General features: G+C 70.1%; 21 protein-coding genes. 8 read left to right on the top strand and 13 right to left on the bottom strand.

The window, feature by feature from the left end:
- Positions 1-26 precede the first annotated feature (26 nt).
- From H4W31_RS20690 to H4W31_RS20640, 11 genes are all read right to left on the bottom strand, one after another.
- Complete coding sequence (locus H4W31_RS20690) at positions 27-1,385, bottom strand: FAD-dependent oxidoreductase (protein ID WP_192768172.1); 1,359 nt, start codon at positions 1,383-1,385, stop codon at positions 27-29.
- On the bottom strand, positions 1,382-3,079 hold the full coding sequence (gene ilvD, locus H4W31_RS20685) for a dihydroxy-acid dehydratase (protein WP_318783300.1): 1,698 nt from the start codon (positions 3,077-3,079) through the stop codon (positions 1,382-1,384). Before ilvD ends, H4W31_RS20690 begins: the two co-directional genes overlap by 4 nt.
- Before the next feature lie 22 nt (positions 3,080-3,101).
- Positions 3,102-3,875 (bottom strand): SDR family NAD(P)-dependent oxidoreductase, encoded by a 774-nt coding sequence (locus H4W31_RS20680; RefSeq protein WP_192768171.1) that lies wholly within the window; start codon positions 3,873-3,875, stop codon positions 3,102-3,104.
- A 5-nt stretch (positions 3,876-3,880) separates the two neighbouring features.
- Complete coding sequence (locus H4W31_RS20675) at positions 3,881-4,855, bottom strand: SDR family NAD(P)-dependent oxidoreductase (RefSeq protein ID WP_192768170.1); 975 nt, start codon at positions 4,853-4,855, stop codon at positions 3,881-3,883.
- Positions 4,856-4,925: 70 nt separating this feature from the next.
- Entirely contained in the window at positions 4,926-5,927 is a 1,002-nt protein-coding gene (locus tag H4W31_RS20670; RefSeq protein WP_192768169.1) for a zinc-dependent alcohol dehydrogenase, read from the bottom strand.
- Between the two features lie 6 nt (positions 5,928-5,933).
- On the bottom strand, positions 5,934-6,959 hold the full coding sequence (locus H4W31_RS20665; protein ID WP_192768168.1) for a transketolase family protein: 1,026 nt from the start codon (positions 6,957-6,959) through the stop codon (positions 5,934-5,936).
- A complete protein-coding gene (locus tag H4W31_RS20660) occupies positions 6,956-7,849 on the bottom strand; it encodes a transketolase (RefSeq protein WP_192768167.1) in 894 nt (297 codons plus the stop codon). Before H4W31_RS20660 ends, H4W31_RS20665 begins: the two co-directional genes overlap by 4 nt.
- 45 nt (positions 7,850-7,894) lie before the next feature.
- On the bottom strand, positions 7,895-9,340 hold the full coding sequence (locus tag H4W31_RS20655; protein WP_192772251.1) for an aldehyde dehydrogenase: 1,446 nt from the start codon (positions 9,338-9,340) through the stop codon (positions 7,895-7,897).
- A gap of 319 nt (positions 9,341-9,659) precedes the next feature.
- Positions 9,660-10,445 carry an ABC transporter permease gene (locus H4W31_RS20650; protein ID WP_192768166.1) on the bottom strand — a complete coding sequence of 262 codons (786 nt, stop codon included), beginning with the start codon at positions 10,443-10,445 and terminating at the stop codon, positions 9,660-9,662.
- Entirely contained in the window at positions 10,445-11,299 is an 855-nt protein-coding gene (locus H4W31_RS20645) for an ABC transporter ATP-binding protein (RefSeq protein WP_192768165.1), read from the bottom strand. The genes H4W31_RS20650 and H4W31_RS20645 overlap by 1 nt, the downstream gene beginning before the upstream one ends.
- 94 nt (positions 11,300-11,393) lie before the next feature.
- The gene (locus tag H4W31_RS20640) at positions 11,394-12,482 is read right to left on the bottom strand and encodes an ABC transporter substrate-binding protein (RefSeq protein ID WP_192768164.1); all 1,089 of its coding nucleotides are present in this window, start codon (positions 12,480-12,482) and stop codon (positions 11,394-11,396) included.
- A 664-nt stretch (positions 12,483-13,146) separates the two neighbouring features.
- On the opposite strand from H4W31_RS20640, the gene H4W31_RS20635 reads away from it, so the two are divergent.
- The 8 genes from H4W31_RS20635 to purF all read left to right on the top strand — a co-directional run bounded on the left by H4W31_RS20635 (position 13,147) and on the right by purF (position 22,175).
- Positions 13,147-13,992, top strand: a complete 846-nt coding sequence (locus H4W31_RS20635) for an SDR family NAD(P)-dependent oxidoreductase (protein ID WP_192768163.1) — start codon at positions 13,147-13,149, stop codon at positions 13,990-13,992.
- 182 nt (positions 13,993-14,174) lie between these two features.
- Positions 14,175-14,993, top strand: coding sequence for a CoA transferase subunit A (locus H4W31_RS20630; RefSeq protein ID WP_192768162.1), 819 nt, complete (start codon positions 14,175-14,177; stop codon positions 14,991-14,993).
- A gap of 99 nt (positions 14,994-15,092) precedes the next feature.
- Positions 15,093-15,875, top strand: coding sequence for a CoA-transferase subunit beta (locus H4W31_RS20625; protein ID WP_192768161.1), 783 nt, complete (start codon positions 15,093-15,095; stop codon positions 15,873-15,875).
- A gap of 219 nt (positions 15,876-16,094) precedes the next feature.
- Entirely contained in the window at positions 16,095-16,895 is an 801-nt protein-coding gene (locus H4W31_RS20620; RefSeq protein WP_192768160.1) for an IclR family transcriptional regulator, read from the top strand.
- A 268-nt stretch (positions 16,896-17,163) separates the two neighbouring features.
- Positions 17,164-18,225, top strand: coding sequence for an ABC transporter substrate-binding protein (locus H4W31_RS20615; protein ID WP_192768159.1), 1,062 nt, complete (start codon positions 17,164-17,166; stop codon positions 18,223-18,225).
- A gap of 87 nt (positions 18,226-18,312) precedes the next feature.
- Complete coding sequence (locus H4W31_RS20610; RefSeq protein ID WP_192768158.1) at positions 18,313-19,488, top strand: mandelate racemase/muconate lactonizing enzyme family protein; 1,176 nt, start codon at positions 18,313-18,315, stop codon at positions 19,486-19,488.
- 48 nt (positions 19,489-19,536) lie between these two features.
- Complete coding sequence (locus tag H4W31_RS44315; RefSeq protein ID WP_192768157.1) at positions 19,537-20,685, top strand: mandelate racemase/muconate lactonizing enzyme family protein; 1,149 nt, start codon at positions 19,537-19,539, stop codon at positions 20,683-20,685.
- A 59-nt stretch (positions 20,686-20,744) separates the two neighbouring features.
- Complete coding sequence (gene purF, locus H4W31_RS20600; protein WP_318783299.1) at positions 20,745-22,175, top strand: amidophosphoribosyltransferase; 1,431 nt, start codon at positions 20,745-20,747, stop codon at positions 22,173-22,175.
- 89 nt (positions 22,176-22,264) lie between these two features.
- On the opposite strand, the gene H4W31_RS20595 is transcribed toward purF, so the two are convergent.
- Both H4W31_RS20595 and H4W31_RS20590 read right to left on the bottom strand, forming a co-directional pair.
- Positions 22,265-23,467 carry an epoxide hydrolase family protein gene (locus H4W31_RS20595; RefSeq protein ID WP_192768156.1) on the bottom strand — a complete coding sequence of 401 codons (1,203 nt, stop codon included), beginning with the start codon at positions 23,465-23,467 and terminating at the stop codon, positions 22,265-22,267.
- Between the two features lie 121 nt (positions 23,468-23,588).
- Entirely contained in the window at positions 23,589-24,326 is a 738-nt protein-coding gene (locus tag H4W31_RS20590) for an IclR family transcriptional regulator (RefSeq protein WP_192768155.1), read from the bottom strand.
- Between the last annotated feature and the right edge of the window lie 100 nt (positions 24,327-24,426).

Raw genomic sequence — 24,426 nt, 5'->3', positions numbered from 1 at the left:
GGGACCGATCCGGTCCCGGCGCTCCGTCACCACGTCGTACCGAGATAGGCGCCGTCGTCGACCAGCCGCTTCTGCAACCGCGCTACGTCGACCTCGCCGCCCGCCACCCCGGCGGCGAGCGCGAGGTCCGCCGCCGTACCGGCCGCCTGGCCCATCGCGAAGCACGGGCCGGTGACCCGGGCCGACGACTGGCCGTCGTGGGTCATCGAGGCGCACCGGCCGGCGACGTACACGTTCGTCAGCCGCTGCGGCACGATCATCCGGAACGGCAGCTGGTTGAACCCGCGCGGGTTCGCACCGTTCGGCCAGCGGATCACCACGTCACCGGCGACGTGCGCCTCCACCGGCCAGCCGTTCACCCCGACCGAGTCGGGGAAGTCGGCGCAGTCCAGGATGTCGTCGCTGGTGAGCTGGTACGGGCCGATGATCCGCCGGGTCTCCCGGATGCCGATCGACGGGGCGATGTCGACCACGTACGAGTTCGCGAATCCGGGCACCCGTTGCTGGAAGAACGGGAACTGGTCCCGGATCTGCCGCCGACCCTGCAACTCGCCCCGACTGAGCTGCTCCACGTCGGTGCCGTCGATCGCGCTGCCGTCGGCGTTGCTGAGCTGGGTCATGTTGGCCCGCCACTCCAGCGGGTTGCGCTGCGGGCGGACGATCGGTTTCTTCCGGGCGAACTGGAAGGCGCCCTCCCGCTCGGCGGCGTCCATCAGCTCGGGCAGCCGCTCCCGCTCCCGGATCGCCGTCTCGGCGTCCACCCCGTTGATCCGGAACATCAGCGAGGGATACATCATCCCGGCGTCGCCCGGGGTCTTCTCGTACGGCGCACCGGCCCAGGCGGCGAGATCGGCGTCTCCGGAGCAGTCGACGAACATCTGCCCGACGATCGCCCCCCGACCGGACTTCGACTCCACCAGCACCGCGTGCACGCTGTCGTCGCCGCCCATCACCACCCCGACGGCGAGCGCGTGGAAGAGCACCGTGGCGCCCGACTCCACGACCAGGTCATCGGTGGCGATCTTGTACGCCGCGATGTCGTACGCCTGGGCCAGGATCCGGTTCTCGAAGGACAGGTGCGGCGGGTTCAGCCCACCCAGGGCGTCCATCCGGGCCAGCAGGTCGTCGGCGAGCCCGTGGATCACCTGACGGTGGTCGCCGTGCACGTTGGCGTGCAGCCCACAGAAGGTGCTCAGCCCACCGGCGCTGCCGGCTCCGCCCAGATAGCCGTACCGCTCGATCAGGATCGTGGACCGGCCCGCCCGGGCCGCCGCGGCCGCCGCCATGATCCCGGCCGGCCCACCACCGAGTACGACGACCTCGTACTCGCCGAGCACCGGTGTGCTCCGGCCCGGCTCGACCAGTTCGGTGCTCCCCGGCGTCATCGTGCCTTCCCTTCCTCGTCCGGTACAGCCTCGGTCAGTACGGCGCCCTCGGCCACCGGTGTGACCAGCCGCTCGTAGATGGAGAGCCAGCCCCGCTCACCGGAGCTGGCCCGGACCCGGAACCCGGCCCGGCGCTGCGCGAGGACGTCGTCGGGCACCAGCAGGTCGACCACCCGGGCGGTGACGTCGATCGAGATCCGGTCGCCGTCGCGGACCAGGCCCAACGGGCCGCCGACGGCCGCCTCCGGGGACACCTCGGCGACCACGATTCCGGTGTTGACCAGGCCCGACATCTGCCCGTCGGTGACCACCGCGACCGTCTCGCCCAGCCCGGCACCGTCCAGCGCGAAGACCACCGCCGAGGCCATCCCCATCCCGGGGCCGCCCCTCGGGCCGAGCCCGGCCACCACCACCACGTGCCCGGCCCGGATCTGGCCGGCGGCCAGCCCGGCCAGCGCGGTGTCCCGACTCGGATAGACGATCGCCTCGCCCTCGAACCGGCTCGGTCCCCGGTCGTCGACCGGCCGCTTGACCGCCGCGCCGTCCGGAGCGAGCGAGCCGCGCACCACCACGATCCCGGGCCGGCGCCCGAGCGGGCGGTCGACCGGACGGATGATCTCCTCGTCCGCGACCGTGACGTCCGCCAGCACCTCGCCCAGGGTCTGCCCGGTGACCGTCCGGGCCGACAGGTGCAGCTGACCGGAGAGCTGCTTCAGCACCGCCAGCGCGCCGCCGGCCGCCTCGAACTCCTCGATGAAGTGCGGTCCGTTCGGCCGGACCGCGGCCAGCAGCGGCACCGCGTCGGCGAGCCGCTCGAACAGCGCCGGAATGTCGACGTCGCAGCGCGCCTCGACCGCCACCGCCTGGAGGTGCTTGATCGCGTTGACCGACCCGCTCACCGCCAGCAGCACCGTCACGGCGTTCTCGAACGCCTCCCGGGTGAGGATGTCGCTGGGCCTGAGCCCCTCGTCGACCATCGCCACGATCCGCGCGCCGGCCTGACGTACCGCGTCCCACATCCTGGGGCTGTTCGCCAGTACCGGCGTGCTGCCCGGCAGGGTCATCCCGAGCGCCTCGCTGGTGATGTGCATCGAGTTGGCGGTGCCCATCCCGGCGCAGACCCCGGGGCCACGGATCGCGTTGTCGCTCATCTCGGTCAGGTCCGGCAGCGAGAGGTGCCCCGCCGCGACGTGCCCGGCGGCGAGGAAGACCTCCTCGATGTCGACGTGCTCGCCCCGGAACCGGCCGCTCGGCTGGTAGCCGCAGCCGACCACGATGGTCGGGATGTCCAGCCGGGCGGCGGCCATCAGCTGACCGGGCGCCGTCTTGTCGCAGGACGCCAGGCAGACCATCCCGTCCAGCAGCGCCCCCTCGACCGCGACCTCGATGTCGTTCACGATCAGGTCCCGGCTCGGCAGGATGTACCGGCCGTCCCGGCCGGCGCTGGTGATGAAGTCGCTCGGCGCGGCCGTACGGACCTCGAACGGCACCCCGCCGGCGGCCCGGATCGCCTCCTTCAGCGGCGGCACGATGTCGTCCAGGTGGCTGAAGCAGATGGCCAGGTTGGACGAGGAGTTGACGATGGCGATCTTCGGCTTCGTCATGTCCTCGTCGGAGAGGCCGAGAGCCCGCCACTGGGCCCGCCGGACCGCCCAGCGCGAACTGCCGACCGCGAGGTTACTGCGCAGGGTCACGAGTTCTCTTTCCGTTGGGTGGTCAGGCGTTCAGTGCGCCGTCGATCAGGTGGGTGGCGCCGGAGACGTAGCTCGCCTCGTCGGAGAGGAGCCAGGCCGCCAGGTTCGCCACCTCCTCGGCGGTGCCGTACCGGCCCAGTGGCACCCGGGCCGCCGCGCGCTCGTACGCGCCCTGCGGGTCGTCCGGGTCCACCTGCACGGTCAGGTCCCGGGCCATCCGGGTGTCGATGTGCCCCGGCGCGATGGTGTTGACCCGGATCCCGAACGGCGCACCCTCCAGCGCGGCACACCGGGTCAGCCCGATCACGCCGTGCTTGGACGCGACGTACGGGCTGAAGGTCGCGCTGCCCCGGATGCCCGCCATCGAGGCGGTGTTCACGATGGCACCGCTGCCCTGGGCCTTCATCACCCGGAGCACGTCCCGCAGCCCCAGGAACACCCCGCGCAGGTTCACCGCGACGACCCGGTCGAAGTCGTCGATGCTCAGCTCGGTGATCGGGGCCATCCGCCCCTCGATCCCGGCGTTGTTGAAGAACGCGTCGATCCGGCCGTGCGCGTCCAACGCCTCGGCCACGTACCCGGCGACGTCGGCCTCCTGGCTCACGTCGGCCCGGACCGCCCGGACCGGACGTACCCCGGTCAGCTCGGCGGCGGTGGCGGCCAGCGCCTCGGCGTCCCGGTCGACCAGGACGACCTCGGCGCCGTCGGCCAGCAGCCGGCGCGCCACCGCCTTGCCGAAGCCGGCGGCACCGCCGGTGACGACCGCGACCCGGCCGTCGAATCTGCCCTCTGCCATCGTGCTCAACTCGCTTTCCCGTTGCCCGTGGAGGATCCGTCGCCGCTGGAGGATTCGTCGCCGCTGGCGGATTCGTTGCCGCTGGAGGATTCGTCGCCGGTGGCGGACCCGTTCCCGTTGCCCGCCTGCGACTGCGGCAGGCCGTCGATGATCGGGTTGACGCCGCCGAGGATGTTCCCGAACCGCTCGGAGACCCGGTCGTCCCAGTCGTGGTCGGTGAGCGCGTACAGCCGGTCCGCGCGGATCGCGGCGACGAGCTGCTCCGCGACCTGGGCCGGGGACATCCCCTCGGCCAGCCGGGCGTGCATCAGGTCGCGCTTTTCCCGACCGGCGACCGCGCCCGGGGTCTCGGTCTCGTTGCGCAGCTGTGCCGGGCGGTTCCGGCTGCCCAGGAAGAGGTTCGTGGCGATGATCCCCGGGCAGAGCGCGGTCGCCCCGACCGGTACGCCCCGGGCCCGCAGGTCCGCGTACAGGGTCTCGGTGAGCGCCATGACGGCGTGCTTGGTGATCCCGTACATGTTGGCCGGGCGGGTCACCGCCGTCATCGAGGCGGTGTTCACCACGTGCCCCGGCTCGCCGTGGGACAGGATCAGCGGCAGGAACGTCCGCACGCCGTACACCACGCTCCAGAAGTTGACCCCGACCGTCCAGTTCCAGTCCCGGTCGGTCGCCTCCCAGATCGGGCCGTCGAGATAGCCCTCGACACCGGCGTTGTTGCAGATCACGTGCACCTTGCCGTACGCCGCCACGGCCTGGTCGGCGAGGTCGCGTACGGAGTCGGGGTCGGAGACGTCGGTGCGTACCCCGATGACCTGGTGGCCGTCGGCGGTCAGCTCGGCGACCGCCCGGTCGAGCGCGTCGACCTGGACGTCGGCCGCGACGATCCGCATCCCCTCCTCGGCGAACCGCTGTGCGAACGCCCGGCCCATCCCACTGCCGGCGCCGGTCACCACGGCGACCCGGCCACTGAAATCCTTCACCTGACTCCCTCCCTCGGTACGTCCAGCCCGGTCGACCGGGCTCGCACGCCGGCCCGCCCGGCGCCGCCGGTCACGGCCGCACCAGAACCCGGACCAGGTCGCCGGGGCGACGCAGCCGGACCAGCGTCTCCGGCACCTGTTCCAGGGAGACCCGCTCGCTGATCAGGTCGGCTCCGGCCACCCGGCCGGCCAGCAGGTGCGCCACCGCCTGCCGGTAGTCCTCGGCGTCGAAGGCGCAACTGCCGACCACGGTGAGGCCACGCCCGACCAGTCCCCGGGCGTCCAGCGTCTCCGGGGCCGAGTTCAGCGCGACCTGCACGGCGACACCCCCCGGGGCGAGCACCGCCACCGTCTCGGCCAGCGCGCCGACCGAGGCCGAGCACTCGTAGCCGGAGCCGAACGCCAGACCCGCCTCCGCCGCGTAGCTCGCCAGGTCGGTGACCCGGCTGTCGAGTACGACGTCCGCGCCGACCGCCCCGGCAGCGGCCCGACGCCCGGCCGAGCGCCCGACCGCGACGATGGTGCCGGCACCGGCCTGCCGCAACGCCATGATGACGTTGAGGCCGATCGTGCCGACCCCGTACACCAGCGCCGGTTCAGCGGGCTCCGGCCGGCCGAGGCGTACCGCGCGCAGTGCGACCGCCAGCGGTTCGGCGTGCGCCCCGATCTCCGGGGGAACCTCCGCCGGCAGCGGTACGAGCTGCGCCTGCGGTACGGCGACGAACTCCGCGTACGCCCCCGGCGCGGTCAGCCCGAGGTTCGGTACCGCCGCACAGCGGAACGGCAGTTGTCGCCGGCACGGCTGGCAGGTGCCGCAGCCGCCGAGCGGGTTCACCGCCACCGGTGCACCGATCCGCCACCGGCCGGCGTTCCGGCCCACCGCCGCGATCCGACCGGCGAACTCGTGCCCGAGCACGTGGCCCGGAACGGCCCGGCCGTGCTCGACCATGTGCACGTCCGAGCCGCAGAGCCCGCAGGCGTCGACCGAGACGACCACCCCGTCCGGGGCGGGTTCCGGATCCGGCAGCTCGGTCAGCTCGGTACCGCCGGGAACGCAGACGACGGCGCGCATCGGTGGTCAGGCCCCGACCAGCGCCCGGGCCCGCTGCGCCACCCCGTCGGGGGTGAGGCCGTAGTGCGCGTGCAGCGCGGCCGGCACCCCGACCTCCAGGTCGACGTCGGGCAGCGCCAGGGTGTCCAGATCCGCCGGTACGCGGTTGCGGCCCAGCGTCTCGGCGACGATCGAGCCGAGCCCGCCGATCTCGTTGTGCTCCTCGACGGTGAGCAGCTTGCCGGTGTCCCGGGCCGCCGCCAGCAGCGCCTCGGAGTCGAACGGCTTGAGGTAGAGCGCGTCGAGCACCGCCGCGTCGATCCCCTCGGCCGCCAGGATCTCGGCCGCGGCCAGACCGAGGCCGACCCCGAGGCCGTACCCGATGATGGTCAGGTCCCGGCCCGGCCGGACCTGTACCCACTTGCCGTAGGAGAAGGTGGGCGGTTCCGGGTACACCGGGGAGGTTCCCTCGCTGATCCGGTAGAAGACCGGCCCATCGTGGTCCACAGTAGATCGAAGCAGCCCGATGGTCGCGTTGGCGTCGGCCGGGGCCACCACGGTGAGGTTGGTCAGGGTACGCGCGATGGCGATGTCCTCGACCGCGTGGTGACTGGTGCCGAAGAAGCCCATCGCCAGTCCGGAGAGCCGGGCGACGAACCGTACCGGAAGGTGGTTGTACGCCACGTCGGTGCGCAACTGCTCCGCACACTTGATCGCCCCGAACGGCGCCATCGACAACACGTACGGCCGCAGCCCGCTGGCCGCCATGCCGGCCGCCGCCGAGATGGTGTTCGTCTCCGCGATCCCGAACTCGAAGTACCGCTCCGGATGCCGCTGCCGCAGGTCGGCCAGGACGGCGCTCATGTCGGCGGAGAGCGCGACGACCCGGTCGTCGAGATCGGCGAGCCGGGCGATCTCCACACCCACCGGATTGGTCTTCGCGACGGTGTGGCCCTTGTCGTCGGCGAAGACGTCGACCATCTTCTCCCGGGGCTCCGGCGCCGCTCCGCCGGCGTCCGGCCCGGTCTCCGGTGGTGCCTGGATGTCGGTCATCGCATCCTCGCTTCGATCTCGGCGCGAGCCCCGTCGCGCTGCTCCGGGGTCAGATGACCGAGGTGCCAGGCCTGCGGCGCCTCCTCCATCATCGCCAGGCCCCTGCCCTTGCGGGTCCGGGCGACCACACAGACCGGCCGTCCCTCGCCGACCGGCGGGAGCGCGTCGAACGTCTCGCAGAGTGCGCCGACGTCGTGCCCGTCGACCTCGATCGCCTGCCAGCCGAACGCGGTGAACCGGTCGGCGACCGACTCGATGTTGATGGCGTCGGAGGTGGGGCCGTGCCCGGAGAAGCCGTTCGCGTCGACGATCGCGACCAGGCCGCCGCCGAGGCGGTAGTGGCCGGCGGCCATGATCGCCTCCCACACCTGTCCCTCCTGGATCTCACCGTCGCCGGTGAGCACGAAGGTCCGGTAGTCCCGACCGGTCAACCGCCCGGCCAGGCTCATCCCCAGGCCGACGGAGAGGTTGTGGCCGAGCGATCCCGAGCTGAAGTCGACCCCCGGCGCCAGGCGCATGTTCGGATGGTCGTTCAGCGGGCTGCCGATCTGCCCGAACGTGGCCAACCAGTCGGCGGGGTAGTAACCGAGGTCGGCGTAGACCGGCCACAACCCGGTCGCGACGTGCCCCTTGCCGAGCAGGAAGCGGTCCCGTTCCGGCCAGTCCGGCTGACCCGGACGCAGCCGGAGGGTGTGGTAGTAGAGCACCGAGAAGATCTCGGCGCAGGAGAAGGTGCTGGAGTAGTGCCCCAGCCCGGCCTGGTCGATCAGCTCGATGGTCGCGAGCCGGATCCAGTCCGCCCGGCGGCTCAGCTCGGCCTCGCTCGCCGGCCGGCCCCGTTCCAGCTCGCGACTGTCGCTGTCGAAGGGTCTCTCGACCACAGTTGTCATCGCCCCATCCCTGTCGTGGCACACCTGGCAAACTTTCCGAGCCGGCTAACCGGCGGTGACGTACATCGACTTGACGTTCTCGTACGAGGCGATCGCCTCCGGGCCGTTCTCCCGCCCCAGCCCACTGGCCTTGTAGCCGCCGAACGGTGCGGTGACGTCGGGCGCGTAGCCGTTGATCCCGATCGTTCCGGTCTGGATCCGGCGTGCCACCTCCAGCCCGTGCTCCGGATCAGTGGTGAAGACGCTGCCGCCGAGGCCGTACTCCGAGTCGTTGGCGATCGCGACCGCCTGCTCCTCGTCGGCGTACGGCAGCACGCAGACCACCGGACCGAAGACCTCCTCCCGGGCGATCCGGGAGGCGTTGTCGACGTCGGCGAAGACGGTCGGCGCGAAGTAGAAGCCGCGATCCAGCCCGGCCGGGCGGCCACCGCCGGTGACCAGGCGGGCGCCGCCGTCGACTCCACTCGCGACGAGTTCGGCGACCCGATCCCGCTGCCGCCCGCTCACCAGGGGGCCCATCGTGGTTCGCTCGTCGAACGGGTCACCGAGGACGAAGCCGTCGGCGACCTCGCGCAGCGCGTCGACCACCTCGGCGTACCGGGACCGGGGCGCCAGCACCCGGGAGAGCAGGAAGCAGGTCTGCCCGGCGTTGCCGAACGATCCGACGGCCAGTTGCCCGGCGACGGTGTCGAGGTCCGCGTCCGGCAGTACGATCGCCGCCGACTTGCCGCCCAGTTCCAGTGACACCGGCCGGAGCAGTTCGCCGCAGACCGCGCCGATGAGCCGGCCGGCGGCGGTCGAACCGGTGAACGCGATCTTGTCCACCCCGGGATGCCGTACCAGGAACTCGCCGGTGTCCCGTCCACCGGGCACCAGGTTGAAGACCCCGGGCGGCAACTCCGCCTCCTCCGCCGCCTCCGCCAGCAGGTACGCGTCGAGCGACGTCTCAGCCGCCGGCTTGAGCACCACGCTGCATCCGGCCGCGAGCGCGGGGGCGAGCTTGGCCATGGTGAGCGCCTGCGGATAGTTCCACGGAACAATCAGACCCACGACGCCGAGTGGTTCACGCCGGACGACGGTGTGGCCGGGGCGCATCGCCGCAGCCCGTACCTCCTCGGTCGGGCGCTCGCGAAGCAACGCGGCGTAGTAGCGCAGCACCGCGACCGGGCGTTGCACGCTGTACCGCCGGGAGACCGGCAGCGGCTGCCCGATCTCCTGACTCACCAGTCGGGCCAACGCGTCGGCGCGCACCTCGATCGCCGTGGCGAGCCGGTCCATCGCGTCCGCCCGGTCGGCCGCCGTACTCCGGGCCCACTCCCCGGTGTCCACGGCCCGGCGGGCGGCCCGAACCGCCGAGTCCACGTCCTGCTCGTCGCCCCACGGCACCGAGCCCAACGGCTCCTCGGTACTCGGGTCGACCAGGGTCAGGGTCCGGACGGTCGCCGGCGGTTGCCAGGTCCCGTCCCAGAAGACAGATGTTCCCGCCAGCATCAGGCCCACGCTCGCAACAGAGCCACCACGGCTCTCCTTTCCATTGGCTGACCACGCCCGTTCATCGACGCGGGCGGCCATTCATCGGGTGTGCGGACGGGTCCGGTGCCGGACGGTTCCGGCGATGGAGACTCCGGGGGCGCCGGTCGGCATCGCCGGCCGCGCTGTCTGTTTCGAAGGGGTGGCCCGATGTCGTACGCGGGCACTGGTCGACCGGGCCGGTTGGGGCGCACCGGACGAGGAGGCTGGTCGAGCGGGTGGGCCGAGGAGGAGCGCTGGCCCGGCGCCCGGCCGGACCAGCCTCCAGTGCCGGCGTCGGTTACTGCTTGGCGATGGAGTCGTGCCAGGGGATGACGAACCGCTTCGCGGTCGTCACGCACAGGTAGAGAACCGAACCGAGAACCGACAGGACAACGATCACCGCGAACAGGGTCGGCGCGTCCAGAGCATTCAGACTCGACACCACCAGATAACCCAACCCCTTACTACCACCGAGATACTCACCCACGATCGCGCCGATCACCGCGAACACGATCCCGACCTCAGCACCAGCAAAAATGTACGGCAACGTAGACGGCAACTCCAGATTCCGGAACGTCGCCCACCGCGACGCCCCCAACCCCCGCATCACATCCCGATGACCACGATCCACCGACCGCACCCCCAACAACACATTCAACATGATCGGGAAAAACGCCAGAATCGCCGCCATCACAATCTTCGACTGCATCCCGAACCCGAACCAGATCACAAAGATCGGCACGAACGCCACCTTCGGCACCACCTGGAACGCCACCATCGCCGGCTGCAACGCCCGCTCCAACCACTGCATCCGACCCAGGACCGCCCCCAACGCCGTACCCACCACCAACGCGACCCCGAACCCGATCAACACCTCAAGCAACGTCACCCGAATATGCACCCACTGCGAGCCATCGCTCAACATCGTCACCAACGCCCGCCCCGTCTGCGCCGGCGTCGGCAAAATAAACTCCGAAACCCCGACCACCGACACCGCGAACTGCCACCCACCCAGGAACAACGCCAACAAAATCGGCGAACTGATCCACGGCAGCAACCTGTTCAACCGCTCCCGATCCCCCATCAGGACTCCTCATCCAGTTCCACCCGCAACCCACGAACAATCCGCCCGAACTCCACACCCGTCTCAGTCTCCACCGACCTCGGCCGCACCAACGGCACCGACGTCACCGACCGGATCCGCCCCGGCCGAGGCGTCAACAACACCACCCGATCAGCCAGGAACACCGCCTCCGAAATCGAATGCGTCACAAACACCACCGTCGCCCCCGTCGCCGCATGAATCGACTGCAACTCAAGATTCATCTTGTCCCGCGTCAACGCGTCCAACGCACCGAACGGCTCATCCATCAACAAAATCGACGGCCGCGCACTCAACGCCCGAGCGATCGCCGCCCGCTGCCGCATACCACCGGACAACTCCCGCGGATACGCACCCTCGAACCCCCGCAACCCGACCAGCTCACACAACTCCTCCGCCCGAGCCACCCGAGCCTTCCTATCCACCCCCCGCAACTTCAACGGCAACGAAATGTTCTCCACGATCGTGAACCACGGAAACAGATTCGCCTCCTGGAACACCAGACCAACCTGCTTCAACGCCTCATCATCCCGGCTCGCACCCTTCCAGATGCTCTGCCCGTTCGCCCGCACCGAACCCGCCGACGGCGGCAACAGACCCGACAGGATCCGCAACAACGTCGTCTTCCCACACCCCGACCGACCCACCAACGAAATGAACTCACCCCGCCGAATCGACAGGTTCACATCACTGAGCGCCTCCACCAGACCCAACCGCGCCTGATAAACCTTGCTCACCCCCGCCAACTCAAGCTCCACCGGCCCCAACTCCGGCCGCGGCGGCGACCCCGTGTTGTTCTCACTTGCAGCGTCCTGCACCGTTGCCTTTTGTGTCATGTTTATCGATCCCTGGATGTCTTGCCGACCGCTCACGGCTGGCGGAAGAGGTCGGGGCGCCGTCCGCCGACGCGGACGGCGTCCCGCTGGGTCCTCAGGAGGCAGTGGGGGCGAACTTGTCGGTCATCCACTTCGACGGGTCCTTGCCCCCGGCGACGAGCTGCGACTTCACCATCTCGTCGTAGGTGGCCTGCCAACTCTGCGGATTGGTCTGCACGATCTTCTCCGGCCCGTCCACGGTCCAGGACTTCACGAAGAGCTTCAGCGCCTCCACCGCGACCGCCGGGTCCTTGAACGCCGGGACGTCGTACTTCGTCCCGATCAGCCGGATCGTCTCCTTGAAGTCGTTCTTCTCGTCGTCGATCATGAATTTGATCGAGTCGGAGATCGCCTGTAGGAACCGGCGGATCTGGTCCTGCTTGCCGGCGTCCTCGCTCTGCCTGGTCGACGTCACGTAGAGCTGGACCCCGGCGGAGACCGCCGAACTGGGCGCGAACGCCACCGCTTCCGGCTGTTGCTTGAGGACCGAGAGCGAGGTGTCCAGCGACACGATGTAGCCGTCGATCCGGCCCGACTTCACCAACTCGAAGACGCCCGGAGCCAGCCCCACCACCTGCCGCTGCACCGAGTCCTTCGGAATCCCGGCCGACGCGAGGACCAGGTCGAGGGTCTTCTCGCTGGTGCCACCGGCCGACGGCAGGCCCATCGTCACCCCACGGAAGTCCTCCGCCTTCGTCAACGGCTTCCGCTTGCTGGACATGAACCGCAGCAGGCCCTGCTTCTCCACCCCACCGAGGTTCACCAGCGGAGCGTTCTTGTCGGAGATCGCGGTGATCGTCTCGATATCACCGATCTTGGTGATCAGCGCCGAACCGGCCATGACCGTCTGGATCGCCGGCGGCGATCCCTGGGTCACCTGGATATTGACCTTCAGTCCGTGCTTGGAGAAGTGACCACCGGTCTCGGCCAGCAGCTCCGGCGACATCGAGATGCTGGCCGCCGGAATGATGCTGAGGAAGGTCACCTCCGCCTGCCCGCCGTCGCCCCCGGCGCCCGCGGCCCCGTCGTCGCCGCACGCGGCGAGCACCGTGACACCGGCCCCGAGGGCCACCGCACCGAGGAAGCCTCGCCGGGTCGGCAGAACGAACTGGTTGCGTCGCGTCTCGTGGGCCGAACTTGTCATGCGCCGTCTCCTATTGAGTAACACCGATATAACGCAAAGCACGCCAGTTGACTACGGCCGGGACGCGTACGCTCGAATCCCGAGGTGACCGACCGTTACAGAACCTTGTTGTACGGCATCCGAACGACTGTGCTCGTATCGGACGTGTTACGGACGTTATCCGCGTCACGACTAGCCGTCAACGGTTCATCCGGACGTCTCCGAAGCTGGCCGATCGTCTGAGCCACCCCTCAGCCGGTCACGCTCCGCTCGCTCCGCGCTCAAAACACGGCTCCGGATCGATGCCCCGCCGCGTCAAAATCTTTCCGGCCGAACGGGCGGCCTCTGTTCGGATCCGGGTCGGTGGAGGTACCGTGCCCCGATTCCCGCCGCCGTGATCGACGGCCGGATCACCTCGCCCTGGTCGGCACCGGGGCGAGCCCCGTACCCCCGGCCGGGCCTGTGCACCCGACCGGGCATCCCCGGCCCGACCCGCCCCTCGGACCCGGCCATCGTTGCCATCCGCCGCGTTCCCACCCGCCGCCCGGCGGGTCCCGCAGATCCGCGTCGCGACCCGCAGATCCGCGTCGCGACCGTCGCCGGGGTCCGGAGCGATACCGGCGGACGGACCGGCCAGACGGTCGACGAACGGGTCGGGTCAGCGCATCGAGCAAGGAGCGAAATCATGACATCGACGGACCAGACGGCAGAATCCGACGCCCGTGCCGCGTACCTCGGCCGGGTCTTCGACATCCGCGACCACCACGTCCTGGTCACCGGGGCGGCGAGCGGCCTCGGTCAGGCCATCGCGGAGGCGATGGCCGACGCCGGGGCGAACGTCACCCTGGTCGACCGGGACGCCGCCGCGCTGCGCCGACTGGCCGACGAACTCGCCGGCCGTGGCGCCACCGTGGCGCACGCCGTCTGCGACGTCGCCGACGCCGACGCGGTCGAGGCCGCGGTCACCGAGGCCGCGAACCGGTTCGACCGTCTCGACGTGGCCTTCGTGAACGCCGGCATCCCCGGTGCACCCCGGACCGACGCCGAGTCCCGGCGACTGGAACGGGTCCGGCTCGACGACTGGGAGCGGGTCATCGGCGTCAACCTGACCGGCGCGCTGAACACGATGCGGGCCGCCGCCTCGGTGATGCGACCCCGCCGGTCCGGCCGGATCATCGTGACCGCGTCGACCGCCGGGCTCCGCGCCGATCCGATGGTCGGCTACCCGTACGTCGCATCCAAGGCCGCGATCGTCAACGTCGTACGGCAGGCGGCGCTGGATCTGGCACCGGACCAGATCCGGGTCAACGCCATCGCGCCGGGGCCGTTCCGGACGAACATCGGCGGCAAGCGGCCCCGGACGCCGGAGTCGGAGGCGGTGTGGGCGCGCACGATCCCGCTGGGCCGGATGGCGGATCCCGAGGAGATCAAGGGGCTGGCGCTGCTCCTCGCGTCGCCCGCGTCGAGCTTCATGACCGGCGCGGTTTTCCCGGTCGACGGCGGCGCCCTCGCCCTCTCGCACGCGCTCTGACCGACGGCTCGTCGCCGCATCGGCGGTCGGAAATTCCGATGGCGCGCGGCGGCGCCGTTGACGGGGCCGGAGGGGCCACGCTACGTTCGTTCTAAGAACAACCGTACGCAAAACGAACGACTTGACCGGCTGCTGTCGCCGTTCGACACGGCGGCAACACGTGATCAGGAGACTGGGGACGGATGGCTGAGATCGTCTCGCTGGCCGAGGGCGTGGCCGAACTGGTCAACGACGGGGACACGGTGGCACTGGAGGGGTTCACCCACCTGATCCCGTTCGCCGCCGGTCACGAGATCATCCGGCAGCGACGTCGCGACCTGGAACTCGTCCGGATGACCCCGGACGTCGTCTACGACCAGCTCATCGGCATGGGCTGCGCGCGACGCCTGGTCTTCTCCTGGGGTGGCAACCCCGGAGTCGGCTCGCTGCACCGGTTCCGGGACGCCGTCGAACGCGGCTGGCCGACCCCGTTGGAAATCGAGGAACACAGCCACGCGGGGATGGCCAACCGGTACGTCGCCGGAGCGTCCGGCCTGCCGTTCGCGGTGCTCCGCGGCTACACCGGCACCGACCTGCCGAAGCACACCGGCAACATCAAGCCGATCACCTGCCCCTTCACCGGCGAGGTCCTCACCGCGGTACCCGCACTGAACCCCGACGTCACCGTCGTGCACGCCCAGCGCGCCGACCGGGCCGGCAACGTGCAGATGTGGGGCATCACCGGTGTGCAGAAGGAGGCGGTGCTCGCCGCCCGACGCTCGCTGGTCACCGTCGAGGAGATCGTCGACTCCCTGGATCCGACGCCCAACCAGGTGGTGCTGCCGACCTGGGCGGTCAACGCGGTCGCGCTCGTACCCGGTGGCTCCCATCCGTCCTACGCGCAGGGCTACTCCGTTCGCGACAACGAGTTCTACCAGTCCTGGGACGCGATCAGCCGCGACCGCGACACGTTCGGCACCTGGATGGAACAGCACGTCCTCGACGTCCGGAGGGATGCATGAGCGCGCAGAGCAGGGAGACGGCATGAGCGAGCGCAGCGAGCGAATCGGTCAGCTCAGTTCACAGGCTCATGACGCCGACGAGCGAAGCGAGGAGACGGCATGAGCCAGGACTGGACCTCGGACGAGATGATGACGGTCGCCGCCGCCCGCCAACTGCGGAACGGCAGCGCGTGTTTCGTCGGAATCGGCCTGCCGAGTACGGCCGCCAACCTGGCCCGCGCCACCCACGCGCCCCGGCTCGTCCTCATCTACGAGTCCGGCTGCCTCGGTGCCAAACCCGACCGGCTGCCGCTCTCGATCGGCGACGGCATCCTGGCCGACACCGCCGACGCGGTGGTCAGCGTCCCGGAGGTCTTCAACTACTGGCTCCAGCCGGGCAACATCGACGTCGGCTTCCTCGGCGGCGCCCAACTCGACCGGTACGGCAACATCAACACGACCGCGATCGGTGGCGACTACGCCAACCCGAAGGTACGACTGCCCGGGGCCGGCGGCGCACCCGAGATCGCGGCGTCCTGCCGTGAGGTCATCGTCATCATGCGGCAGAGTCCGCGCACCTTCGTCGAGCGCGTCGACTTCGTCACCTCGTACGGCTACGGCTCCGGGCCCGGCGACCGGGAACAACTGGGACTGCGCGGCGCCGGTCCCCAGGTTGTCATCACCGACCTCGGCATCCTCCGGCCCGACCCGTCGACCCGGGAACTGGTGCTGACGCATCTGCATCCGGGCGCGACGGTCGAGCAGGCCCGCGCGGCCACGGGCTGGGCATTGGTGGTCGCCGACGACCTCCGTACCAACGAGCCGCCCAGCGAAGCGGAACTCACGGTGCTGCGTGCGTTGAAGGCGGCCACCGACGCCGACCGGACCGTCGCCGCCGGCTGACCGAGGTCCCCGGCCCTCCCTCTCCCTTCCGCCCGGGTCCCGATCGCCCGCTCCGTCGTATCCCCGACGCGACACCCTGACCTCGGATTCCTTACCCAGGGTGCCGGACCGTCTACGCTGAGGTACCGACGCCGACCGGTCCCCTGGGCGGTGCCGGCCGACGCGGTCACTTCCGACCAGCGGGACCCTGTCCGGACCGAGCAGGACCATGGTGGACCATTGACCGAGACCCAGTCCCGCAGTCCGGAGTTCGTGCAGTCGCTGGAGCGTGGCCTCGCCGTCATCCGGGTCTTCGACGCCGAGCATCCCGAGCTGACCCTCTCCGACGTCGCCCGCGCCGCGGACCTCACCCGGGCCGCCGCCCGCCGGTTCCTGCTCACGCTCGTCGAACTCGGCTACGTACGCAGCGACGGGCGGCTCTTCGCACTCCGGCCACGGATCCTGGAACTCGGGTACGCCTACCTTTCCAGCCTGAATCTGCCCGAGGTCGCCCTGCCGCATCTGGAGTCGCTCGTCGCGCAGGTCCACGAGTCGTGTTCGGTCTCGGTGCTCGACGGCGACGAGGTCGTCTACATCGCGCGGGTACCCACCCACCGGATCATGACGGTCGCGATCAGCGTCGGTACCCGGTTTCCGGCGTACGCCACCTCGATGGGCCGGGTACTGCTGGCGGCGCAGCCCGAGCAGTGGCTGGACGGTTATCTCGGCCGGACCGAGCTTCGGCCGATGACCCGGCGCACGATCACGGATCCCGAACGACTCCGGTCGACGCTGCACCGGGTGCGGTCCCAGGGTTTCGCCCTGGTGGACCAGGAACTGGAGGAGGGGCTGCGCTCGATCGCGGTGCCGATCCAGCGCCCGGACGGGTCCGTCGCGGCCGCGATGAACCTGTCTGCGCACGTGAGCCGGGGCAGTTCCGAGAGCATTCGCCGGGAGCTGCTTCCCGCACTGCTCGACACCGCCAAGGTCCTCCAGCAGGACCTCCGGGTGCCCGTCCGGAGCCCGAACCGAACGCGCTGACGCACCGGGACTGACGCGCTGACGAACAGGGCCGGGCTCGCCGACGTACCAGGGCTGAAGCCTCCGCCGGCGGCCCGGCGGCCCGAGGCGTGCCGAATACCGGAACCGCTTCTTGTGGGCTCCGGGGTCGGCTGCGAGCGTGCTGGCAGCACCACCGCACTCCGCCGAACTGCCACCCCTCACGCGCCGGGCTCCTGCTGCCCCGTACGCGCGGTCGGCTGCCGCCTCACCCGGTGCGGGCAGCCGGACATTCGCCTAGGAGATTGCCATGCTCAGCAAGTTGATATCCGCCGGCCGGATCAGATCACACCGCCGGTACGGCGCCCGGGGCGCACTGGCGCTGGTGCTCAGCGGGAGCCTCGCGCTCGCCGGGTGCGGCGGTTCGGCGGCCCAGGAGTCCACGGACACCGGGTTGAAGAAGGTCACCTACCTCAACACGCTGCCGCTGGAGAGCCTGACCTACGCCCCGGAACTCATCGCCGACACCAACGGGTACTTCAAGGCCGAGGGGCTGGACGTCAACTTCCAGTACGTCAACGGGACACCCCCGGCGATCGCGGCCGTGATGTCCGGCAACGGTCTGCTCACCCGGGCCGGCGACACCGACATCATGCGGAGTATCGGCGACAAGAACGCCCAGATCGTGAACGTCGGCACGGTGCAGAAGGGCGGCACCACCATCCGGGTCGTGTCGAGCAAGCGGAACCAGATCACCAACGCGGCCGAACTGCGCGGGAAGACCATCGGCCAGTCCGCGCTGGGCGGCACCACCGAAGGCATTCTGGTGCTGGTGCTCGCCTCGCAGGGGATGAAGCTGACCGACGTCGAGCAGCAGGTGGTCGGGTTGAGCGCCGGCACCTTCAACCTGGTCCAGGGCGGTCGCCTCGACGGCTTCATGACCTCACTGGACACCTCGTTGCAGGTACGGGCGGACCACCCGGACGCGATCCTGCTCGACCCGTCCGAGTACACGGCGGCGGGTACCCAGGCGTACATCACCTCGACGGAGCAGGCGAAGGACCCGGCGCGGCAGGACGAGATCCAGCGCTATCTGCGGGCCATCAAATCGGCGATCAGGTTCATCACCGAGGACAAGGCCGACGGCTACGCCGACACGATCAAGCTGATCAGCGGCAAGTACAAGGTGCCGTCGTTCGCCAACCCGGACGTCGCGAAGGCGGCCCTGGACACGTACGTCACGACGTGGACCGCGGGTGGTGTCGAGACGGCGGCGCAGACCGACCCGGCCCGGTGGTCCGCGACGTACCAGGAACTGGTCAAGGCCGGCCTGCTCGGCGGCGGCAAGGACCCGCTCCAATGGCTCAAGTAGGTAAGGAAGGGCCCCTTCCTATCGTTTTCTGTAGAAGAAGGGCCCCTTCCTAACACTCATGCCGGCATCGAGTCGAGGAGCAAGAGGATGCGGATCACGGCCCTGGAGAGCCTGCACTGTGCGGCCGGAACGCGCGTCTGGTCGTTCCTGAAACTGTCCACCGACGCCGGAATCACCGGATGGGCCGAATACACCGACAACCAACTGGGCAGCACCGCGCTGGGCGAGATCATCGCCCGGCTCGGTCAGCGGGTCGTCGGTGCAGATCCGGGACAGCTCCGGCTGATCGAGGCGACCCTGCACTCGACCACCCGGGAGGCGGCCGGCGGGCTGACCCAGCGCGCCATCGGCGCCATCGTCAACGCCGCGCTCGACGCCAAGGCCCGGGCCCTGGACGTACCGGTGCACGCGCTGTTCGGCGGCCCGGTGCGGGACCGGATCCCGCTCTACTGGTCGCACTGCGGGCTGGGCCGGATCCGGATGTCCGAGGCGCTCGGCACTCCCCCGCTGCGCGACCTCGACGACATCCGGGCGCTGGGCGCGGAGGTGCGCGACCGCGGCTTCCGGGCCCTGAAGACCAACCTCATGGGGTACGACGGCAGCCAAGTCGCCCTGCGGCTACCGGCCTGGGGCGGGGACGGGTTTCCGGAACTGGAGTTGACGCCCTCGTTCCTCCGGGACGTGGTCGAGGTCGTCGCGGCGTTCCGGGCCGGCGCCGGACCCGATGTCGAGGTGCTGCTGGACGTCAACTTCAACGTCAAGGGCGAGGGCATCGGCCGGCTGGCCCGGGCGCTGGAGCCGTACGACCTGTCCTGGCTGGAGGTGGACACCTTCGAGCCGTACGCCCTGGTCGCCGCGCGGCGGCACACCTCGGTCCGGATCGCCTCCGGCGAGGCGTTGTACACCGCGCGGGCGTACCGGCCGTTCTTCGAGGCGCGGGCGATGGACGTGCCGATCGTCGACGTGGCCTGGAACGGGTTCCCGGAGGCCGTCCGGGTCGCCGACCTGGCCGACTCGTACGACCTGAACATCGCCCCGCACAACTACGCCGGTCACCTGCTCACGTACATGAGCGCGCAGCTCGCGGCGGTGGCCCCGAACCTCGCCGTCCTGGAGTACGACGTCGACGGGGTGCCGTGGCGGGACGAGGTCTTCAGCGAGGTACCCGAGATCGTCGACGGCCATCTGGTCGTGCCGTCCGGGCCCGGTTGGGGCTGCGTACCCGACGAGGAGGCCATCCGGGCCCATCCGGTGGGCGGCTGAACCCCGCACCGCACCGCACCCGTTCCCGATCGATTCCCAGGAGTTCCCGTGCCCCGGATCACCAGTCTCGACGCCCGAGTCGTCAGCTACCGCTTCGACAACCGACCGCGACCACTCAGCCTCGGCAGCGCGCTGCGCCGGGACGTCGTACTGGTCCGGGTGGTCTGCGAGGACGGCACGGTCGGCTACGGCGAGTCCTTCCACGGGCACGCCGGCAGCGCGGTCGCGGAGATCGTCAACAGCACCATGCAGGAGGTGGTGGTCGGCCGGGAGGTTCACGAGACCCAGGCCGTGAACCGGGAGACGTTCGCCCGGTTCGTCCTCTCGGCCGGGATGTCCGGCGGGTTCCTGCTCGCGCTCAGCGGCATCGACCTCGCGATGTGGGACGCCTGGGGCAAGGTCAAGGGCGAGCCGGTGCATCATCTGCTGGGCGGTTCGGCGACCGACTTCGCGTTGTACGGCGGCGGCTTCACCCTCGGCTTCCAGCCACCGCCGGAGTTGGCCGAGGAGGTCGGGCGGATGCGCGACAGCTTCGGTTGGCAGGCGGTCAAGCTCCGGATCGGCGACTCACCGGAGCGCGACGTCGCCCGGGTACGCCACATCCGAGCGGTGTTCGGCGCTGAACTCTCCATCATGGTCGACGCCAACCTCGGGCACCGGTACGACGTGGCCCGGGTGGCGCCGGCCCTGGCCGACCTCGGCGTGGGCTGGCTGGAGGAGCCGTACGCCCCGGGCTCCCCGGCCCGGTTCGTGGCGCTCCGCGCGCGGGGTCTGGTGCCGGTCGCGGCCGGCGAGAACCTCGGCGGCGCGCACGAGTTCGCGGACTGGATCGACCGGGGTGCCCTGGACGTCGTGCAGCCGGATGTGAGCCGGGTCGGTGGGATCACCGAGGCGCTGCGGATCGCGGCGCTGGCCAGGGCCGCCGGTCTCCGGTTCGCGCCGCACATCTCGCACAGCGTCCTGAACCACGCGGCCACCCTGCACCTGCTCTCCGCCGCCGGTGGGGACGGCGTGTTCGAGGCGGACGGCTCGGTGGAGAACCCGTTCCGGGACGGGGTCCTCTCCGGCGGGCCGGTGCTGGCGAACGGTCGGGCGAGCCTGCCGACCGAGCCCGGCCTCGGGGTGCTGGTCAACGAGGATGCCCTCGGCGCCTACCCCGGCGAGCGCGGCTCGCCCTTCCCCCGGACCGACAACTAGACCGCCGGCTCCTGCCCGTCGTCCGGCGCGACGATCATGTCGGCCGTATAGTCGGACCAGTGGGAGATGGCGGCGACGTAATCAAGGAAGCCTGCGGCGTTTTCGGGGTACGGGCGCCGGAACAGCCCGTTTCGCACATCACGTACCTCGGCCTGTACGCCCTGCAACATCGGGGCCAGGAGTCGGCGGGAATGGCCGTCAGCGAGGGCACCAAGATCTGGGTCAACAAGGACATGGGTCTGGTGTCGACCGTCTTCGACCACCACCGGCTCGAGGCGCTGCGGGGCCATCTGGCGATTGGGCACACCCGGTACTCCACCACCGGAGCCAGCGCCTGGCAGAATGCCCAACCGTCGTACCGGACGGCCCAGGAGGTCCAGTTCGCCCTCGCGCACAACGGCAACCTGGTCAACACACCCGAGCTGGCGCAGGAGCTGGGGCTGGCGCCGGGCACGGTCGGCAGCGACAGCGACCTGGTCGCCGAACACCTGATCGCCGAACTCGCCGCGCCGGATGCCCTCGGCGACGCGGACCCGCTCGAACGGGCACTGGCCCGGGTGCTCCCCCGCCTCCGGGGCGCCTTCTCCTTCGTGATCATGGATGAGGACCGGCTGATCGGCGTCCGGGACCCCAATGGTTTCCGTCCGCTGTTCCTCGGGCAGCTTCCGCAGGGCTGGGTCCTCGCCTCGGAGACGCCGGCCCTCGACGTCGTGGGTGCCAAGGTGGTACGAGAGGTCGAACCCGGCGAGATGGTGGTCATCGACGCGTCCGGTGTCCGGTCCGTCCGCCCCTTCCCGTCCGCCACCATCAACCCGACGCTCTGCTCGTTCGAGTTCGTCTACTTCGCCCGGCCCGACGGCGTACTGCGCGGGCAGGGCGTGCACGGCGCCCGCAAGCGGATGGGCATGCAGCTCGCCGTGCAGGCACCGGTCGACGCCGACCTCGTGGTGCCGGTGCCCGAGTCCGGTATCCCCGGTGCCCAGGGGTTCGCCCAGCAGTCCGGCATCCCGTACGGCGACGGTTGGATCAAGAACCGGTACATCGGTCGGACCTTCATCGCGCCCACCCAGGAGCTGCGGGACAACGCGGTCCGGATCAAGTTGAACCCGATCATCGAGAACGTCGCCGGGCAACGGCTGGTGGTCGTCGAGGACTCGATCATTCGAGCCACCACGCTCCGGGGAACCATGCGGATGCTGCGCGAGGCCGGTGCGACAGCGATCCACCTGCGGATCTGCTCACCGCCCTACCGGTGGCCCTGCTTCTACGGCATGGACACCGGCGACCGCAGTACCCTCATCGCCGCGAACCTCGACGTGGACGCGATCCGCGACTACCTCGGCGTCGACTCGCTGGTCTATCTCGAACTCGACCGGATGCTCGGCGCCATCAGCGACGAGCCGAACGACTTCTGCACCGCGTGCATGACCGGTGACTACCCCGTCCCCGTCTCCGTCAACACCACGAAGGACATGCTGGAACGGGCCTGATCGACCGACGCGCCGGCACCCGTCCTCGGACGCGCGACGTCAGCGGAGCAGGCGGTCCCGGCGGAGCAGGCGAGCTCGAACGCGCGACGTCAGCGGAGCGACCGGAAGCCGGCACGAAGCTCTTCCGACAGCAGCTGCGGCTGTTCCCAGGCCGCGAAGTGCCCGCCCTTGTCGAGCTTGTTGTAGTAGATGAGGTTGGGATACGACTGTTCCGCCCAACTCCGCGGGGCCTGATAGAGCTCGTCGGGAAAGGCGCTGACGGCGACCGGAATGGATACGCCCTTGGCGGAGAGGAAGGGCAGCTTGTTCTCCGCGTAGAGCCGGGCCGCGGAGATCGCGGTGTTCGTCAACCAGAAGAGCGTGACGTTGTCCAGTATGTCGTCTCGACTGATACCCCTGGGCTGTCCGGCGAAGACCTGCGAGATCAGCTCCAGACTCTTCGCGTCGTGGTCGATCATGAAGGCGGCCATGCCGACGGGCGAGTCCGCGAATGCGGTCAGCGTCTGCGGGCGCGTTCCCATTTCGAGGGCGTAGGCGATGCGCTGATAGAAGAAGGCCAACTGGTCGGCCGCGTGCTTCTCCTCGGCCGGAAGGCCGGATGGCGGCGGATTGCCGGCCAGGAGCGCCTTGTCAAGGTCGGGCGGGACGGCACCGGGCATGTTGGAGTGGATGCCGAGCAGTTCCGGAGGCGCCTCCAGCGCCATCAGGTCCGTTATCATCGCGCCCCAGTCGCCGCCCTGCGCCACGAACCGCGAGTAGCCCAGACGCCGCATCAACTCTGTCCAGGCGCGCGCGACGTGGGCCGGATCCCAGCCGGTGGTGGTCGGCTTACCGGAGAACCCGTAGCCCGGAAGCGACGGAATCACCAGGTGGAAGGCGTCCGACGCGTTCGCGCCGTGCGCCGTGGGATTGGTGAGCGGGTCGATGATCTTCAGTTGCTCGATGATCGAGCCCGGCCATCCGTGCGTGACGATGAGCGGCAACGCGTCTTCGTGCTTCGAACGGACATGGATGAAATGGATGTCCAGGCCGTCGATCTCGGTCACGAACTGCGGTAGCGCGTTCAGTCGCGCCTCGACCTTGCGCCAGTCGTACTCTTCCTGCCAATAGCGGGCGAGTGCCTGGATCGTCGCCAACTGCACGCCCTGCGAGTCATCGCCGACGGTCTCCTTCTCGGGCCAGCGGGTGGCCGCGATGCGCGCCCGCAACGCCTCGAGTTCCGCCTCCGGGACCTCTACCGTGAACGGCCGGATCTCCGTGACGCCCGCTCGCGCCTTCGTCTTGACGGCCATTTTCGGCCTCCTGTCCGTATCGAGCGCGCCCCGGCCTGCCTCGCGATGGGCGTCTTCGGTGAAGGGCTCTACCCGGACTTTCCCCGGAACGGCAGCGGCATGCGGCCGTCGGGCCGCAGGCTCAGGCGCCGAGTTGCCGGGACAGCGAGAGCGAGGCGGTGAGTACGGCGGGTGCGAGCTGCCGCGCCGTGGACCGGCTCTGCATCCCGGTCACCGAGACGGCGGCCACGATCTCGCCCCGGCGGTCGAAGAGCGGTGCCGCCACGCAGTGCAGCCCGATCCGGGACTCCTCGACGTCGTACGCGATCCTGCGCTCGCGTACGGTGGCCAGCTCCGCGCGTAACGCCTTCGGATCCTGGATGGTCTTCGGGGTCATCCGGCGCAGCCCCGCCGCCACCACCTCGTCGAGCAGCCCCGGGGTCGAGTAGGCCAGGATCGCCTTGCCCAGCGCGGTGCAGTGCATCGGCAGCCGCCCGCCGGCCCGCGAGTGCGGCACCGGCTCGTTCGGCGCGAGCAGCTTCTCGACATAGACGATGTCGATCCCGTCGCGTACCGCGAGATTCACCGTCTTGCGGGTGGTGGTGTGCAGATCCTCCAGATAAGGCAGGGCGATATCGCGCAGTTCCCGGGGCGATGGCACCAGGTGTCCGAGTTCGAACAGTCGCATCCCGAGCCGCAGTCCGTTCGGCGTACGCTCCAGGGCCCGCCACCTGACGAGGTCGCCGACCAGTCGGTGCGCGGTCGACTTCGGCAGCCCGGCCCGGTCGGCGAGTTCGGTCAGGGTGAGCTCCCCGTCGCCCTTGTCGAACGCGTCGAGCAGGGAGAGGGCCCGAGTGAGGGATGAACCTTGGTTCCGCATGTCGGAACGGAGGCTAGCGCCGGAGGGCCCGGTTGACAAGGGTGCAGGGTGCACGCAGGCGGCCGGGGACCACCGGGGCCGGGTACCGGCGAGGGCCGAC

It is taken from the genome of Plantactinospora soyae (assembly GCF_014874095.1).
Taxonomy (GTDB): Bacteria; Actinomycetota; Actinomycetes; order Mycobacteriales; family Micromonosporaceae; genus Plantactinospora; species Plantactinospora soyae.
This window is presented reverse-complemented; position numbering and strand designations above follow the sequence as displayed.

Coding starts and splice junctions, on each gene's coding strand:
- H4W31_RS20690 (WP_192768172.1), bottom strand. CDS start 1,385: ATGACGCCGGGGAGCACCGAACTGGTCGAGCCGGGCCGGAGCACACCG.
- H4W31_RS20680 (WP_192768171.1), bottom strand. CDS start 3,875: ATGGCAGAGGGCAGATTCGACGGCCGGGTCGCGGTCGTCACCGGCGGT.
- H4W31_RS20670 (WP_192768169.1), bottom strand. CDS start 5,927: ATGCGCGCCGTCGTCTGCGTTCCCGGCGGTACCGAGCTGACCGAGCTG.
- H4W31_RS20665 (WP_192768168.1), bottom strand. CDS start 6,959: ATGACCGACATCCAGGCACCACCGGAGACCGGGCCGGACGCCGGCGGA.
- H4W31_RS20660 (WP_192768167.1), bottom strand. CDS start 7,849: ATGACAACTGTGGTCGAGAGACCCTTCGACAGCGACAGTCGCGAGCTG.
- H4W31_RS20655 (WP_192772251.1), bottom strand. CDS start 9,340: ATGCTGGCGGGAACATCTGTCTTCTGGGACGGGACCTGGCAACCGCCG.
- H4W31_RS20650 (WP_192768166.1), bottom strand. CDS start 10,445: ATGGGGGATCGGGAGCGGTTGAACAGGTTGCTGCCGTGGATCAGTTCG.
- H4W31_RS20645 (WP_192768165.1), bottom strand. CDS start 11,299: ATGACACAAAAGGCAACGGTGCAGGACGCTGCAAGTGAGAACAACACG.
- H4W31_RS20640 (WP_192768164.1), bottom strand. CDS start 12,482: ATGACAAGTTCGGCCCACGAGACGCGACGCAACCAGTTCGTTCTGCCG.
- H4W31_RS20635 (WP_192768163.1), top strand. CDS start 13,147: ATGACATCGACGGACCAGACGGCAGAATCCGACGCCCGTGCCGCGTAC.
- H4W31_RS20630 (WP_192768162.1), top strand. CDS start 14,175: ATGGCTGAGATCGTCTCGCTGGCCGAGGGCGTGGCCGAACTGGTCAAC.
- H4W31_RS20625 (WP_192768161.1), top strand. CDS start 15,093: ATGAGCCAGGACTGGACCTCGGACGAGATGATGACGGTCGCCGCCGCC.
- H4W31_RS20615 (WP_192768159.1), top strand. CDS start 17,164: ATGCTCAGCAAGTTGATATCCGCCGGCCGGATCAGATCACACCGCCGG.
- H4W31_RS20610 (WP_192768158.1), top strand. CDS start 18,313: ATGCGGATCACGGCCCTGGAGAGCCTGCACTGTGCGGCCGGAACGCGC.
- H4W31_RS20595 (WP_192768156.1), bottom strand. CDS start 23,467: ATGGCCGTCAAGACGAAGGCGCGAGCGGGCGTCACGGAGATCCGGCCG.
- H4W31_RS20590 (WP_192768155.1), bottom strand. CDS start 24,326: ATGCGGAACCAAGGTTCATCCCTCACTCGGGCCCTCTCCCTGCTCGAC.